The organism is Spirillospora sp. CA-108201, assembly GCF_050936235.1.
Lineage (GTDB): Bacteria > Actinomycetota > Actinomycetes > Streptosporangiales > Streptosporangiaceae > Spirillospora.
The window spans coordinates 3,705,259-3,720,084 of record NZ_JBNJNE010000001.1 but is presented as its reverse complement, the minus strand read 5'-3'; the positions used below and the strand labels follow the sequence as shown (position 1 = coordinate 3,720,084).

The following is a 14,826-nucleotide window of genomic DNA, read 5'->3' as shown; positions in this document are numbered from 1 at the left end:
CGTCGGTGGGCTCTTTCCGGACGTTCCCCCGGGCACCGGAAGGGAACAGGAAGGGCGCGGATACTGTTGTCCGCGTGGTGACCTACCTCGACCATGCGGCGACCACCCCGATGCTGCCCGAGGCCGTCGAGGCGATGACGGCGGAGCTGCGCGAACTCGGCAACCCCTCCTCCCTGCACGCGGCGGGCCGCCGCGCCCGGCGCGTCGTCGAGGAGTCCCGCGAGATCATCGCCGAGGCGTTCGGCGCCCGCCCGAGCGAGGTCGTGTTCACCTCCGGCGGCACCGAGGCCGACAACCTCGCCGTCAAGGGGATCTACTGGGCGCGCCGCGCGGCCGACCCGGCCCGCACCCGCGTGCTCGTCGGCGCCGTCGAGCACCACGCCGTCCTGGACGCGGTCCAGTGGCTCGCCGGCCACGAGGGCGCGCGGGTCGACGTCGTCCCCGTGGACGGGCTGGGCCGCGTCGCCCCGGACGCCCTGCGCGAGCTGCTCGGCTCCGGCGACGACGTGGCGCTCGCCACCGTGATGTGGGCCAACAACGAGGTCGGCACCGTCCAGCCCGTCGCCGAGCTGGCCGCCGCCGCCGGTGAGCGCGGCGTCCCCCTGCACACCGACGCCGTCCAGGCCGCGGGCCAGCTGCCCGTCGGGTTCGCGGCGAGCGGCGCGCAGGCCCTCACCGTCACCGGCCACAAGCTCGGCGGCCCGATCGGCGTCGGCGCCCTGCTGCTGGCCAAGCCGAAGCCGCCGGTGTTCCTCGACCCGGTGCCGCTGCTGCACGGCGGCGGCCAGGAGCGCGACGTCCGCTCCGGCACGCTCGACGCCCCCGCCATCGCGGGGTTCGCCGCCGCCGTCCAGGTCGCGGTCGCCCGCCGCGAGGCCGAGGCCGCCCGCCTCGCCGGGCTGCGCGACGCGCTGGTCGCCGCCGTGCGGGACGCCGTCCCCGAGGCGGTGCTGAACGGCGACCCGGACGACCGCCTCCCCGGCAACGCGCACTTCTCCTTCCCGGGCTGCGAGGGCGACGCCCTGCTCATGCTGCTGGACGCGCGCGGCATCGCCTGCTCCACCGGCTCGGCGTGCTCGGCGGGCGTCTCCCAGCCCAGCCACGTCCTGGTCGCCATGGCCGCGGGCGCCGAGCGGGCCCGCGGCTCGCTGCGCTTCTCGCTCGGCCACACCAGTACCGAGGCCGACGTGAAGGCCCTCGCCGACGCCATCGGCCCGGTCGTCGAGCGAGCCCGCCGCGCGGGTCTCAGCTGACGCTGGTTTGACCGTCCCTTGAACGGGGACAGCGTGGCCGTGACGACGGATGTGAGCCACGGGCTCAAGCAGGCGGCGGGACACCCCTGGTTCCACCACATGTCCCGCGTGGGGCTGGTCGCGCGCGGCCTCCTCTACCTCCTCATCGGCCGGCTGGCCCTCCAGGTCGCCTTCGGCGGCGGCGGGAAGGAGGCCGACCGCGCGGGCGCGCTGGAGACCATCGCCGACCAACCGGGCGGCCTCGTCCTCGTCGCGCTGATGGCGGTCGGTTTCGCCGCGCTGGTCCTCTGGCAGGTCGCGGAGGCTCTGCTCGGCCGTCCCGTCCCGGACGGCGACAAGGCGACCAAGCGCCTGGGGTCGGCCGGACGCGCCGCCGTCTACGCGGTCGCCTTCGCCGGGACCTTCGCATTCCTGTTCGGCCACCACGGCTCGTCGAGCGACGAGCAGTCCAAGACCTACACCGCGCGGCTCATGGACGCGCCCGGCGGCCGCTGGCTCGTCCTGGCGGTCGCGGTGGCCTTCGTCGTCGTGGGCGCGGTCATGGTCGTGAACGCCTTCCGGCACAAGTTCATGAAGGAACTGAAGTCCTGGGAGATGGGCAAGACCGCCCGCCGCGTCGTCAAGCCCCTCGCGATCATCGGCAACACCGCCCGCGGGCTCGTCGTCGCGGCCGCCGGCGCCTTCCTCGCCTACGCGGCCATCAGCTTCCAGCCCGACAAGGCCCAGGGCCTGGACGGCACCCTCCGCGAGTTCGCCGACACCCCCGCCGGCCCCTGGGGCCTCGTCGCCATCGCCGTAGGCGTCATCACCTTCGGCCTCTACAACTTCTGCGAAGCCCGCTACCGCAAGGTAGACGCAGCTTCCTCCCAGGGGTAGCGACCCCCCTGGAACCCCCGTCGTGCGACCTCCAGGCGCCAGAGCGCCTTCCGGCCACCCGACCCGCGGCTGTGGCTCAGGCTTCCCCAAGAGGGGAGAAATATTCGGCTACGGCTGGTAGGGGGCCAGGGCTCGCCAGCCGGGGTCGTTGGTGGAGGAGACCTTGGCCTTGCCCTCGGGCCAGCCGGCGGCGAGCTGGTCGAGCTCGGAGATGACGCCGGAGTCGGGGTCGGCGTACAGGTGGAAGACGCGCAGGCCGTCGCCGGTCTCGCGGACGGCGAGGACGGCGCGGTCGCCGAGCTTGGCGAGCTTCTTCTCGAACGCGCGCAGCGCACCCGACGACGGCTCGACCGGGAGCCGGTCGGGGTTGCTGTTGGCGTACGGGACGGTGATCGCCACGTGCAGGTCGCAGAGCGGGTAGTCCTGCCGGTGCAGCGGGAACCGGGCGCCGAGGCGGGCGGGGTGGCCGCGGGGGGTGCGGCCCTCGCCGGTCAGCCAGGCGGGCTCGGCGAACGGCTCGGAGATCTGCTCCACGACCGCGGACAGCATGGACGGCGGCAGCGAGTCGATCGGCGCCTCGGTCGCGATCGTGACCTCGCCGACCCAGCGGGCCACGTCGTCCTCGCCGAGCGCCCAGTGCAGGACGTTCAGCGCGACCTGGAGCTGCTGCTCCTCGGAGACGAACAGGAAGTCGGGGTGGTAGGCGGTGATGTGCACGCGGGCGCGGTCGGCGTCGGCGCGCATGCCGAGCCGGACGTACTCGAGGTCGAACTCGTGGTCGCCGAGGATGAGGTCCTGGCCGAGCATCTCCGGGTCGGCCTGCCGGGACGGGTGGAAGCTCCAGCCCCCCGCCGCGGATCCGGCCGGGGCGAGGCGGGCCCAGCGCTCGGTGAGGCCGCGCAGCTCGGGGTCGCCGCCGCCGGTGACGGTCAGCGAGGGGTTCCGGTCGTCGGCGCCGCCGATCTCCCACTGCAGCCCAGGATTGATCTTGTGGACGCGGTGGGACAGCTCCTCCATCGTCTCGGCGGACAGGCCCTCGCCGGGCGCGGCCGGATCGGACTCCTCGGACTGCTCCGGCCCTGCGGCCAGCGAGGCCTCGATCGTCGGGCGGGCCTGCGCCCACCACTCCCAGAACTCGCTGATGGCGGGCGGTGCGGCGGCGGACGCCTCGCGCGGACGACGGAAGATTCCCATAGCGGCCCCAATCGTACGCGGAAATGACGTCGGAGGACCGGGCCACGCCGCGTAGGCTCGAAGGACTATGGCTCTCCGCGTACTAGCCGCCATGTCGGGCGGCGTCGACTCCGCCGTGGCCGCCGCCCGCGCCGCCGAGGCCGGGCACGACGTGACCGGCGTCCACATGGCCCTGTCCAGCAACCCCCAGTCGTACCGGACGGGGGCGCGCGGCTGCTGCACCCTGGAGGACTCCCGGGACGCGCGCCGCGCCGCCGACGTGATCGGCATCCCGTTCTACGTGTGGGATCTCGCCGAGCGCTTCCACAAGGACGTGGTGGAGGACTTCGTCAGCGAGTACGCGGCGGGCCGCACCCCGAACCCGTGCCTGCGCTGCAACGAGAAGATCAAGTTCGCGGCGCTGCTGGACCGCGCGACGGCGCTCGGGTTCGACGCCGTCTGCACCGGCCACTACGCGCGGCTGGACGGCGGCGTCCTGCGGCGCGGCGTCGACGCGGGCAAGGACCAGTCGTACGTGCTGGCCGTGTGCACGCCCGAGCAGCTCGCGCACGCGCTGTTCCCGCTCGGCGACACGTCCAAGGCCGACATCCGGCGGGAGGCGGAGCGGCGCGGGATCCAGGTGGCCGACAAGCCCGACAGCCACGACATCTGCTTCATCGCCGACGGCGACACGCGCGGCTTCCTGGCCGAGCGGCTGGGGGCGGCGCCCGGCCCGATCGTCGACGCCGACGGCAACGAGGTCGGCGAGCACGACGGCGCCTACGCCTACACGATCGGCCAGCGCAAGGGCCTGCGGATCGGCACCCCGGCGCCGGACGGGCGGCCCCGCTACGTCCTCGACATCTCCCCGGTCACGAACACGGTGACCGTGGGGCCGCGCGAGTCGCTGGACGTCCACGAGCTCGTCGGCGAGCGCCCGGTGTGGCTGAGCGAGGCCCCGGAGGGCCCGTTCGGCTGCCAGGTGCAGCTCCGCGCCCACGGTGAGGTCCACGACTGCACGGTCGAGCAGGCCGAGGACGGCCTGCGCGTCCGCCTGGCCTCCCCGGCGCGCGGCGTGGCGACCGGTCAGGCCGCCGTCCTCTACGAGGGCGACCGCGTCCTCGCGTCGGCCACGATCGCCGAGACGGCGCGCGTCCCCGCCTGACCAGGCTGTCGGGACGGTCTCCTGGGAGGGTGCGATGCGGTTCGGTGTCTCGACGTTCGTGACCGACGAGGGGATCGGCCCCGCCGCGCTCGGGCGGGCGCTGGAGGAGCGCGGATTCGGGTCCCTGTTCGTCACCGAGCACACGCACATCCCCGTGAAGCGGGAGTCGGAGTATCCGGGCGGCGGCGAGCTGCCGCGCGTCTACTACCGGACGCTCGACCCGTTCGTCGTCCTGTCGGCGGCCGCCGCCGTCACCTCGCGGCTCCGGCTCGGGACGGGCATCGCGCTGGTCGTCCAGCGTGACCCGATCACGCTGGCGAAGGAGGTCGCCTCCCTCGACCTGGTCTCCGGCGGCCGCGCCGCGCTCGGCGTCGGCGCCGGCTGGAACCGGGAGGAGATGCGCAACCACGGCACCGACCCGGCGACCCGGATGCGGCTCATGCGCGAGCGGGTGCTCGCGGTCAAGGAGCTGTGGACGAGGGAGCGGGCCGAGTTCCACGGCGAGTTCGTCGACTTCGACCCGGTGCACTCGTATCCCAAGCCCGTCCAGGACCAGGCCGGAGGCCGTCGCGGAACTGGAGGCCGCGGGCGCCGACGAGGTCCTGTTCAACCTGCGCACCGAGCCTGAGGACGGCACACTCCGCGACCTCGACCGGCTCGCGGCGCTGCTGTGATCGCGGCGCCGATAGGGTTTCCCGTGTGACGAGCTTTCCGTGGCAGGCCGGGACGGCGACCGGCGTCGGGTCCTATCCGGGGGAGGACCCCGCCGAGGCGCTGCGGATCGTCCTCGGTGAACTGCCCGAGCTGCCGCACCTGCCCGAACTGCCCGCCCGCGGCCCCGGCGCCGACCTGGCGGGACGCACCGCCGGGCTGCTGGTCGAGATGCCCGTGCACCTGGAGCCGTCCGGCTGGCGGTTCTCCGACCGCCCGGGCCGCGACACCCAGCGCTCCCGCGACCACCTCGCCCGCGACCTGGACGCCCTGGAGGAGCTCGCGGGCGGCCACGACGGCCCGTTCAAGATCCAGGTCTGCGGCCCCTGGACGCTGGCCGCCTCGATCGAACTGCGACACGGCGACCGGGCCCTGAAGGACCCCGGCGCCGTCCGCGACCTGACCGCGTCCCTGGCCGAGGGCGTCGCCGCCCATGTGGCCGACGTCCAGCGCCGACTGCCGGCGGCGCAGATCGTCCTCCAGCTGGACGAGCCCGGCCTGCCCGCCGCCCTGGCCGGGACGGTCCCGACCGCCAGCGGCTTCTCCCGCCTACGGGCGATCGAGGAGCCGATCGCCGAAGAGGCCCTCCGCGCCGTGATCGACGCGGCGGGCGCCTACCCCGTCGTGCACTGCTGCGCCCGGAACGTCCCGTACGGCCTCCTGCGCGGCGCCGGGGCGAAGGCCCTCTCGGTCGACCTGCGGCTGGTGCCGAGGCGCGACGACGACGCGGTGGGGGAGACGATCGACGCGGGGATCGCCCTGTTCCTCGGCGCGGTGCCCGCCACCGACGCCGCCCTGCCGCCCCTCAAGGCGACCGCCGAGCCGGTGCGGGACCTGTGGCGCCGCTTCGGCTTCCCGGCCCAGCGACTGGCGGAACAAGTAGTGATCACCCCGACCTGCGGGATGGCGGGCGCCTCCCCCCGCCACGTCCGCGCAGCCCTCGAACGCTGCCGCGACACGGCCCGGATGCTCTACGAAGCGGCCCTCTAGAAGGGCGCGCCGAGGGCTCATATTGTCGGTCCCGTTGGCGAGAATAGGGGCATGACCATGAGCAACGGCGTTCCGGCCGAGGCGCGGCAGCGCCACAAGGAGCTGAGCGAGCGGCTCGACGAGGCCAACTACCGGTACTACGTCCTCGACCAGCCGACGCTCTCCGACGCCGAGTACGACCGGATGATGCGCGACATCCGCGCGCTGGAGGACCGCCATCCGGAGCTGGTCACGCCCGACTCGCCGACGCAGCGGGTCGGCGCGCCCATCGTCACCGACTTCGCGACCGTCCAGCACCTGGAGCGGATGCAGAGCCTCGACAACGCGATGAGCGCCGACGAGCTACTCGCCTGGGACGAGCGGGTCGTCAAGGAGGTCGGCGAGGTCGCCGGCTACCTGTGCGAGCTGAAGATCGACGGCCTGGCCATCGCGCTGACCTACGAGAAGGGGCGGCTCACGCGCGGGGTCACCCGCGGCGACGGGCGCACCGGCGAGGACGTCACCAACAACGTCCGCACCATCGCCGACATCCCCGGCCGGCTGGCGGGCGACGGCTGGCCGGACGTGCTGGAGGTCCGCGGCGAGGTCTTCCTGCCGGTCGAGGGGTTCGAGCAGGTCAACGCGGTCCAGATCGAGGCGGGCAAGGAGCCCTTCGCCAACCCGCGCAACGCGGCCGCGGGGTCGCTGCGGCAGAAGGACCCGCGGATCACCGCGCACCGGCCGCTCGGCATGCTCGTCCACGGGTTCGGCGCGTGGCGGGGCGGGAAGCAGCCCGACAGCCAGTCCGGCGCGTACGAGCTGATGCGCGGGTGGGGCCTGCCGGTCAGCGACCGCTACAAGGTCGTCGGCGGGCTCGCCGCCGTCCGCGAGTACATCGAGGAGTACGGCGAGGACCGGCACGGCACCGCCTACGAGATCGACGGGGTCGTCGTCAAGGTCGACCAGTTCGCGCTGCAGCGGCGGCTCGGGTCGACCAGCCGGGCGCCGCGCTGGGCGATCGCGTGGAAGTACCCGCCGGAGGAGGTCAACACGAGGCTCCTCGACATCAAGGTCGGGGTGGGCCGGACCGGGCGCGTCACCCCCTACGGGGTGATGGAGCCGATCAAGGTCGCCGGGTCCACGGTGGAGCGGGCGACGCTGCACAACGCGAGCGAGGTCAGGCGCAAGGGCGTGCTGATCGGCGACACGGTCGTGCTGCGGAAGGCGGGCGACGTCATCCCCGAGATCGTCGCGCCGGTGACCGGGCTGCGCGACGGGTCCGAGCGCGAGTTCGTCATGCCCGCCGCCTGCCCCGAGTGCGGGACGGAGCTGGCGTACGAGAAGGAGGGCGACGTCGACATCCGCTGCCCGAACGCCGAGAGCTGCCCCGGCCAGCTGCGCGAGCGGCTGTTCTACCTCGCGAGCCGCAAGGTGTTCGACATCGAGGCGCTCGGCTACGTCGCGGCGACCGCGCTCACCCAGCCGCTGGAGCCGAGCGACCCGCCGGTGAAGAACGAGGGCGACCTGTTCCACATCACCGTCGACCAGCTGCTCCCGATCAGGAGCCTCGTCCTCGACCAGCGGACCGGGACGACCAAGACCGACCCGAAGACCGGCGAGCCGAAGGTGGTGTCGTTCTTCGCCAACAAGGAGGGCGAGCCGAAGAAGACGGTCGAGGTCCTCTTCGAGGAGCTGGAGAAGGCCAAGAGCCAGCCGCTGTGGCGGGTGCTGGTGGCGCTGTCGATCCGGCACGTGGGGCCGTCCGCCGCCCAGGACCTCGCGCGCGAGATGCGCTCGCTGGACGCGATCGCCGAGGCGACGGAGGAGGAGCTCGCCGCGGTCGACGGCGTCGGGCCGACCATCGCCGCGTCGATCAGGACGTGGTTCGAGGAGCCCTGGCACCGCGAGATCGTGGAGAAGTGGCGCGCCGCCGGCGTCCGGATGGAGGACGAGGGCGCCGCGGGCCCGCGTCCGCTGGAGGGCGTCACCGTGGTGATCACCGGATCGCTGGAGGGGTTCAGCCGCGACTCGGCGACCGAGGCGGTGCAGCGGCTCGGCGGGAAGGTGTCCGGCTCGGTGTCGAAGAAGACGGGCTTCGTGGTCGTCGGCGACAGTCCAGGGTCGAAATACGACAAGGCGGTCAAGTTGGGCGTACCGGTCCTAGAGGAGGAGGGGTTCCGGGTCCTCCTCTCCGATGGGCCAGATGCGGCCAAAAATGCAGCTATGCACGCCGACGCCTAACACGGCGCGGTTGCGGGGGTTTCGACCAGGGTTGCGTTACTCAGGGGTACACTTCCACTACCCAGCGACGAGGGACGGGCGTGGAAAGGAAATAACGGTACGTACGCAACCGGTTTCGCGAAGTTGAGCAAAGGCCGTACCCTCCCTCACATCACGACCCACACCTGAAATCTCCGGACGTAACACCCGGGGGGCGTCCCCCGAGGTCGGGGACGCCCGGTGCCGGGGGCAGGCCCCCCGAAGCCCCCCGAGGATGTGATGAAGGACCCGAACAACACGCGGAACACGGCGCCACGCCGCGGCTCCCCGTTGTGGATCTACTTCGTCGTCGTCATCCTGCTCGGCGTCGCCGCCGGCGTCGTCGCGTTCTCCGGGCTGACCCGCGCCGACCTGGACGCGCTCGCCGGAACCCCCGTCTTCTGGATCCTCGGCTGCTTCATCATCTTCGGCGAGCTGCGGCCGATCATCACGCCCGGCAGCACCGAGAACAACGGCGCCACCACCTCGACCACGTTCTCGTTCGCGGCGCTGCTGTACGCGGGCCTGCCCATCGCCGCCGCCCTCCAGGCCGTCGCCGTGATCACCTGCGGGATCTTCCGGTCCCGCACCCCGCACCGCATCGCCTTCAACGTCGCCCAGTACACCCTCAGCCTGGCCGCCGCCCAGTTCGTCCTCGCGCTGTCCGGCGACCTCGCGACCCCCTCGCACCTCTGGGTGCCGCACGGCTCCGACCTGCCCGCGATCGCGCTCGCCGGCGCCGTCTACTTCGCGTGCAACGACACCCTCGTCGGCGCCGCCGTCGCGCTGCACGCGCGCGTCTCGCTCGTCAAGGCGCTCCGCTGGGACCTCGCCTACCAGGTCCTCGTGCACCTGGCGCTGCTCGGCCTCGCCCCGCTGATGGTCATCGCGATGGACCGGTCCGCCGTGTTCGTGCCGCTGATCGTCCTGCCGTTCATCGCCGTCTACCTCAACGCCTCCGTCTCGGTCCGGCGCGAGCACCAGGCGCTGCACGACGGGCTCACCGGCCTGCCCAACCGCAAGCTGCTGATCGTCCGCACCGAGGAGGCCCTCGCCGAGGCGCGCGGCGCGGACCGGCGGCTCCCGCGCGCCGCCGGCCTCGGGGCCCGCCGGCGCAAGGCGGCCGACCCGCCGGACCACCGCGCCGGGCTGTTCCTGCTCGACCTCGACCGGTTCAAGGAGGTCAACGACACCCTCGGGCACCCCACCGGCGACCGGCTGCTGCAGCTCGTCGCGCACCGGCTCACCCACAGCGTCCGCCCCGGCGACCTCGTCGCGCGGCTCGGCGGCGACGAGTTCGCGGTGCTGCTGCCCACCGTGCGGGACGAGGCCGCCGCCCGCGAGGTCGCCGCACGGCTGCGCGCCGCGCTCTCCGAACCCGTCCGGCTGGACGGCATGTCGTTCGACCTGGAGGCCAGCGTCGGCATCGCGCTGTTCCCCGACCACGCGCCCGACTTCGAGCTGCTGCTGCAACGCGCCGACGTCGCCATGTACAACGCCAAGGAGGCCCGGTCCGGCGTCGAGACGTACTCGCCCGGCAAGGACCGGAACTCCCCGGCCCGGCTCACCATGCTCGGCGACCTGCGCCGCGCCATCGACCGCTCCGAGCTGGAGCTGTTCTACCAACCGAAGATCGCGCTGCGGGACGGCCACCTCGTCGGCATGGAGGCCCTGCTGCGCTGGCGCCACCCCGACAAGGGCCTCCTGGAGCCCGCGGCGTTCCTGTCGGTCGCCGAGCAGACCTACCTGATGCGCTCGATCACCCACTACGTCGTGGAGGCCGCGCTCGCCCAGACCGCCGCGTGGTGGCGGGCCGACATGCCCGTCCAGGTCGCGGTGAACGCCTCGGGGCGCGACCTTCTCGACACCGGCCTCACCGAGGTCGTCGAGGAGGGCCTGCTCGCCCGCGGCCTGCCCGCCGCCGCGCTCCAGCTGGAGATCACCGAGCGCATCCTGATGAACGAGCCCGCCTACGCCTCCGACACCGTGAGCGCCCTCGCCGAGCTCGGCATCCCGCTCAGCCTGGACGACTTCGGCACGGGCTACTCCTCCCTCGTCCGGCTCAAGCGCCTGCCCGTCGAGGAGATTAAGATCGACTCCTCGTTCGTGCGGCGCCTGGCCGACTCGCCCGACGACGCCGTCATCGTCCGCTCGATCGTCGACCTCGTCCGCACCCTCGGCCTGCGCTCCGTCGCCGAGGGCGTCGAGGACCCCGCGACCGCCGAGCGTCTCCGCGAGATGGGCTGCGACGCCGCCCAGGGCTGGCACTTCTGCCGCCCCATGGACGCCGCGACCGCCACCGACTGGCTCTACTCCTTCGCCGTCCCCTCGGTCAAAACCCCCGGCGGCGCCTGACCCGAGCTCAGCCGACGGAGCGCCTGTTCAGGTGCAGCCTCCCCGTGAGGGGCGGTCTGCCCTGGAGCGATTGCCATGGGTGCTTCTGCCGGGACGCGGTCCCATGCCAGAGGACCCTGTCCTGGGCAAGGGCTTCTCAAGTGGGCGAGGCGATGTTCGCGGCAGGACGTCGGCACTCCGTGAAGGGCGGTCCCTTCGGAGAGCGCGGTGTTTCGGCACATGCCCGGGCAGGACGCCGGCCTGGGGAAGGCGGCGCCCTGCCTGCTGGGCGTGGTGTGTGCGGCGTCGCCGCGGTCAGTAGCGGCGGCGGGCGTCGTACTCGTCCGGGTAGTACTCCTCGCGCACGGCCGCGGGCGGGGGGCGGCGGTCGACGGCGCGGCGGGCGGACATGATCCGCACGACCCCGACGACCAGGCCGATCACGCCGCCGATCATCAGGATGACGCCGACCAGCCGGATGTCGATGCCGCTGAGGTCGTAGTCGACTGCGTATGCCAGGATCGCGCCGATAATGATCAGGGCGATGCTGCCGCCGATGGTCACGGCGGTCTCCTCTCGCTCGTCCCGGGGGTGGACGCAGGTAGCTTTCCCTCCCTGCGGGGATGAAACGGGCGACCTCCCCGACCCGCCCCGGGCGCGCCCGCGTCAAACGGGTCGGGGTGCGGGCGCGCGGGCCCATAGGATGGCCGTGAACCCACTTCATCGCAGGAACGGTTTCTCGAATGTCCGCCATCACCCGTGACGAGGTGTCGCACCTCGCCCGGCTGTCCCGGCTGGCGCTCGGCGACGATGAGCTCGACCATCTCGCCGCCCAGCTCGACCAGATCATCTCCGCGGTCGCGCGGGTGCAGGAGGTCGCGGCGGAGGACATCCCGCCCACCTCCCACGCGCTGCCGCTGACCAACGTCTACCGGACGGACGAGGCGCGGCAGTGCCTCCGGCCCGAGCAGGCCCTCGCCGGCGCCCCGGCCGCCGAGGAGCAGCGCTTCCGCGTGCCGCGGATCCTCGATGAGGAGGCCTGAGCGGTGACCGAGCTGGTGAGGAAGAGCGCGGCGGAGCTCGGGGAGCTGATCGCCGCCGGTGAGGCGTCGGCCGTCGAGGTGGCCGAGGCGCACCTGGACCGCATCGCGGCGGTGGACGGCAGCGTCAACGCGTTCCTGCACGTCGACCGCGAGACGACGCTGGCGCAGGCCCGCGGGGTGGACGAGCGCCGCGCGGCGGGGGAGGAGCTCGGCCCGCTGGCCGGCGTCCCCATCGCGCACAAGGACGTGTTCACCACCGCGGACATGCCCACCACCGCCGGATCCAAGATCCTTGAGGGCTGGCGGCCGCCGTACGACGCGACCGTGACGGCGCGGCTGCGGCAGGCCGGGCTGGTGATCCTCGGCAAGACGAACATGGACGAGTTCGCGATGGGCTCGTCCACGGAGAACAGCGCCTACGTCACCTCGCGCAACCCGTGGGACCTGGAGCGGATCCCGGGCGGGTCGTCCGGCGGGTCGTCCGCGGCGGTCGCCGCGTACGAGGCGCCGCTGTCCACCGGCACCGACACCGGCGGCTCCATCCGGCAGCCCGCCGCCGTCACCGGCATCGTCGGCATGAAGCCCACCTACGGCGGCTCGTCCCGCTACGGCGTCATCGCGTTCGCGTCCTCGCTCGACACGCCGGGCCCGTTCGCCCGCAACGTGCTCGACGCGGCGCTGCTGCACGAGGCGTTCAGCGGCCACGACGTGATGGACTCCACCTCGGTCGACCAGGCCGTCCCGCCCGTCGTGGAGGCCGCGCGCCGCGCCGACGTCAACGGGCTGCGCGTCGGGGTCGTGAAGGAGTTCGCGGGCGACGGCTACGAGGCGGGCGTCTCCGCGCGCTTCGACGAGGCGGTCGAACTGCTGGAGTCCCTCGGCGCGAAGGTCGTCGAGGTGTCCTGCCCGCACTTCTCCTACGCGCTGCCCGCCTACTACCTGATCGCGCCGTCGGAGGCCTCGTCCAACCTGGCGCGGTTCGACGCGATGCGGTACGGCCTGCGCGTCGGCGACGACGGCGCCCGCAGCGCCGAGGAGGTCATGGCGCTGACCCGCGCCGAGGGCTTCGGGCCCGAGGTCAAGCGGCGCATCATGCTCGGCACGTACGCGCTGTCGTCGGGCTACTACGACGCCTACTACGGCAAGGCCCAGCAGGTCCGCACCCTGATCAAGCGCGACTTCGAGGCCGCGTTCGAGCAGGTGGACGTGCTGGTCTCGCCGACCACGCCGACCACCGCGTTCCCGATCGGCGAGCGCGCCGACGACCCGATCGCCATGTACCTGGCCGACCTGTGCACGATCCCGGCCAATCTCACCGGCAACGCCGCGATCTCGGTGCCGTGCGGTCTGTCGGACGGCCTGCCCGTCGGCCTGCAGATCATGGCCCCCGTCCTCGGCGACGACCGCGTCTACCGCGTCGGCGCCGCCGTCGAGCGGGCCCTCGAAGACCGCTGGGGCGGCCCGCTGCTGGCCAAGGCCCCGGAACTGGTGGAGGCGAAGTGACCACTCCGGCCCTGATGGACTACGACGAGGCGCTGGCGAAGTACGAGCCGGTGCTCGGCATCGAGACGCACATCGAGCTCGGCACCGCGTCCAAGATGTTCTGCGGGTGCCCGACGGCGTTCGGCGCGGAGCCGAACACGCAGGTGTGCCCGGTGTGCCTGGGTCTGCCGGGATCGCTGCCGGTCACCAACCACGCCGCGATCGAGGGCATCATCAAGATCGGTCTCGCGCTGAACTGCGACATCGTGGAGTGGTGCCGGTTCGCCCGGAAGAACTACTTCTACCCGGACATGCCGAAGAACTTCCAGATCTCGCAGTACGACGAGCCGCTCTGCGTGGAGGGCCACCTCGACATCGAGGTCGAGGGCGAGACGTACCGGATCGGGATCGAGCGCGTCCACATGGAGGAGGACACCGGCAAGTCGCTGCACGTCGGCGGCTCGACGGGGCGCATCCACGGCGCCGAGTACTCCCTCGTCGACTACAACCGGGCGGGCATCCCGCTGGTGGAGATCGTCACCAAGCCGATCCCCGCGACCGGCGACCGGGCGCCGCTGGTGGCGCGGGCGTACGCGACGGAGCTGCGGGAGCTGGTCCGGTCGCTCGGCGTGTCGGACGTGCGCATGGAGCAGGGCTCGATGCGCTGCGACGTGAACGTCTCGCTGATGCCGCGCGGCGCCGAGAAGTGGGGCACGCGGACCGAGACCAAGAACGTCAACTCGCTCCGGTCGGTCGAGCGGTCCGTCCGGTCGGAGATCGAGCGGCAGGCGGGCGTCCTGGACGCCGGCGGCTCCATCGTCCAGGAGACCCGCCACTTCCACGAGGACACCGGCCGCACCACGAGCGGGCGCAGCAAGGAGGAGGCGCAGGACTACCGCTACTTCCCCGAGCCCGACCTGGTGCCGATGGCGCCCCCGCGGGACTGGGTGGAGGAGCTGCGGGCGACCCTGCCGGAGCTGCCGGCCGCGCGCCGCCGCCGCATCCAGCAGGAGTGGAACCTGTCCGACCTGGAGCTGCGGGACGTCGTCAACGCCGGCGCCGTCGACCTCATCGAGGCGACGGTCGCGCAGGGCACCGACGCCCCGGCGGCCCGCAAGTGGTGGATGAACGAGCTGTCGCGGCGCGCCACCGAGCAGGGCGTCGAACTGGCCGAGCTGCCGATCACGCCCGAGCAGGTCGCCCGCGTGCAGGCGATGATCACCGCGGGGGAGCTGAACGACAAGCTCGCCCGCACGGTGTTCGAGGGCGTCCTCGCGGGCGAGGGCGGCCCCGACGAGGTCGTCGCCGCGCGCGGCCTGAAGGTCGTCAGCGACGATGGCGAGCTGGCCTCGGTCATCGACCAGGTGATCGCCGGCAACGCGGACGTGGCCGACAAGATCCGCGCCGGTAAGGTCGCCGCCGCCGGCGCCCTCGTCGGCGCCGTGATGAAGGCCACCCGCGGTCAGGCCGACGCCGGCCGCGCCCGCGAACTGATCCTGGAGAAGCTCGGCGCCTCCTGACCCGCGCCGCCCCAGCCTCGGGGCGACCGCCGGAACGTCCC

12 protein-coding genes are annotated in these 14,826 nt (G+C 72.9%); 10 read left to right on the top strand and 2 right to left on the bottom strand.

The window, feature by feature from the left end; translation table 11 throughout:
- The first annotated feature begins 77 nt into the window (after positions 1–77).
- Together ACQEU6_RS18110 and ACQEU6_RS18105 are read left to right on the top strand one after the other, a co-directional pair.
- Complete coding sequence (locus ACQEU6_RS18110) at positions 78–1,253, top strand: cysteine desulfurase family protein (protein ID WP_499340241.1); 1,176 nt, start codon at positions 78–80, stop codon at positions 1,251–1,253.
- Between the two features lie 39 nt (positions 1,254–1,292).
- Entirely contained in the window at positions 1,293–2,129 is an 837-nt protein-coding gene (locus ACQEU6_RS18105) for a DUF1206 domain-containing protein (protein WP_499333384.1), read from the top strand.
- Between the two features lie 108 nt (positions 2,130–2,237).
- Here ACQEU6_RS18105 and ACQEU6_RS18100 read toward each other — a convergent pair whose 3' ends face one another.
- Positions 2,238–3,323: a DUF695 domain-containing protein gene (locus ACQEU6_RS18100; protein ID WP_499333382.1), complete on the bottom strand. Its 1,086-nt coding sequence runs from the start codon at positions 3,321–3,323 to the stop codon at positions 2,238–2,240.
- Positions 3,324–3,390: 67 nt separating this feature from the next.
- On the opposite strand from ACQEU6_RS18100, the gene mnmA reads away from it, so the two are divergent.
- The 5 genes from mnmA to ACQEU6_RS18075 all read left to right on the top strand — a co-directional run bounded on the left by mnmA (position 3,391) and on the right by ACQEU6_RS18075 (position 10,761).
- A complete protein-coding gene (gene mnmA / locus ACQEU6_RS18095) occupies positions 3,391–4,467 on the top strand; it encodes a tRNA 2-thiouridine(34) synthase MnmA (protein ID WP_499333381.1) in 1,077 nt (358 codons plus the stop codon).
- Positions 4,468–4,501: 34 nt separating this feature from the next.
- Entirely contained in the window at positions 4,502–5,095 is a 594-nt protein-coding gene (locus tag ACQEU6_RS18090; RefSeq protein ID WP_499333380.1) for a TIGR03619 family F420-dependent LLM class oxidoreductase, read from the top strand.
- Positions 5,096–5,166: 71 nt separating this feature from the next.
- Positions 5,167–6,168: a methionine synthase gene (locus ACQEU6_RS18085; RefSeq protein WP_499333379.1), complete on the top strand. Its 1,002-nt coding sequence runs from the start codon at positions 5,167–5,169 to the stop codon at positions 6,166–6,168.
- A 51-nt stretch (positions 6,169–6,219) separates the two neighbouring features.
- Positions 6,220–8,388, top strand: a complete 2,169-nt coding sequence (ligA, locus tag ACQEU6_RS18080; RefSeq protein ID WP_499333378.1) for an NAD-dependent DNA ligase LigA — start codon at positions 6,220–6,222, stop codon at positions 8,386–8,388.
- A gap of 258 nt (positions 8,389–8,646) precedes the next feature.
- On the top strand, positions 8,647–10,761 hold the full coding sequence (locus ACQEU6_RS18075) for a putative bifunctional diguanylate cyclase/phosphodiesterase (RefSeq protein WP_499333376.1): 2,115 nt from the start codon (positions 8,647–8,649) through the stop codon (positions 10,759–10,761).
- A gap of 294 nt (positions 10,762–11,055) precedes the next feature.
- On the opposite strand, the gene ACQEU6_RS18070 is transcribed toward ACQEU6_RS18075, so the two are convergent.
- Positions 11,056–11,304, bottom strand: a complete 249-nt coding sequence (locus ACQEU6_RS18070; RefSeq protein ID WP_499333375.1) for a DUF6458 family protein — start codon at positions 11,302–11,304, stop codon at positions 11,056–11,058.
- Between the two features lie 179 nt (positions 11,305–11,483).
- On the opposite strand from ACQEU6_RS18070, the gene gatC reads away from it, so the two are divergent.
- From gatC to gatB, 3 genes are read left to right on the top strand one after another with little or no spacing between them, the layout of a single operon-like run.
- A complete protein-coding gene (gene gatC / locus ACQEU6_RS18065; RefSeq protein ID WP_499333374.1) occupies positions 11,484–11,783 on the top strand; it encodes an Asp-tRNA(Asn)/Glu-tRNA(Gln) amidotransferase subunit GatC in 300 nt (99 codons plus the stop codon).
- A gap of 3 nt (positions 11,784–11,786) precedes the next feature.
- A complete protein-coding gene (gatA, locus tag ACQEU6_RS18060) occupies positions 11,787–13,286 on the top strand; it encodes an Asp-tRNA(Asn)/Glu-tRNA(Gln) amidotransferase subunit GatA (protein WP_499333373.1) in 1,500 nt (499 codons plus the stop codon).
- Between the two features lie 14 nt (positions 13,287–13,300).
- Positions 13,301–14,785 (top strand): Asp-tRNA(Asn)/Glu-tRNA(Gln) amidotransferase subunit GatB, encoded by a 1,485-nt coding sequence (gene gatB, locus ACQEU6_RS18055; protein WP_499340239.1) that lies wholly within the window; start codon positions 13,301–13,303, stop codon positions 14,783–14,785.
- Positions 14,786–14,826: the final 41 nt, after the last annotated feature.

Excerpts from the sequence above, each read along its gene's own strand:
- ACQEU6_RS18100 (WP_499333382.1), bottom strand. The coding sequence starts at position 3,323 with ATGGGAATCTTCCGTCGTCCGCGCGAGGCGTCCGCCGCCGCACCGCCC.
- mnmA (WP_499333381.1), top strand. The coding sequence starts at position 3,391 with ATGGCTCTCCGCGTACTAGCCGCCATGTCGGGCGGCGTCGACTCCGCC.
- ACQEU6_RS18090 (WP_499333380.1), top strand. The coding sequence starts at position 4,502 with ATGCGGTTCGGTGTCTCGACGTTCGTGACCGACGAGGGGATCGGCCCC.
- ligA (WP_499333378.1), top strand. The coding sequence starts at position 6,220 with ATGACCATGAGCAACGGCGTTCCGGCCGAGGCGCGGCAGCGCCACAAG.
- ACQEU6_RS18075 (WP_499333376.1), top strand. The coding sequence starts at position 8,647 with ATGAAGGACCCGAACAACACGCGGAACACGGCGCCACGCCGCGGCTCC.
- gatC (WP_499333374.1), top strand. The coding sequence starts at position 11,484 with ATGTCCGCCATCACCCGTGACGAGGTGTCGCACCTCGCCCGGCTGTCC.
- gatB (WP_499340239.1), top strand. The coding sequence starts at position 13,301 with ATGGACTACGACGAGGCGCTGGCGAAGTACGAGCCGGTGCTCGGCATC.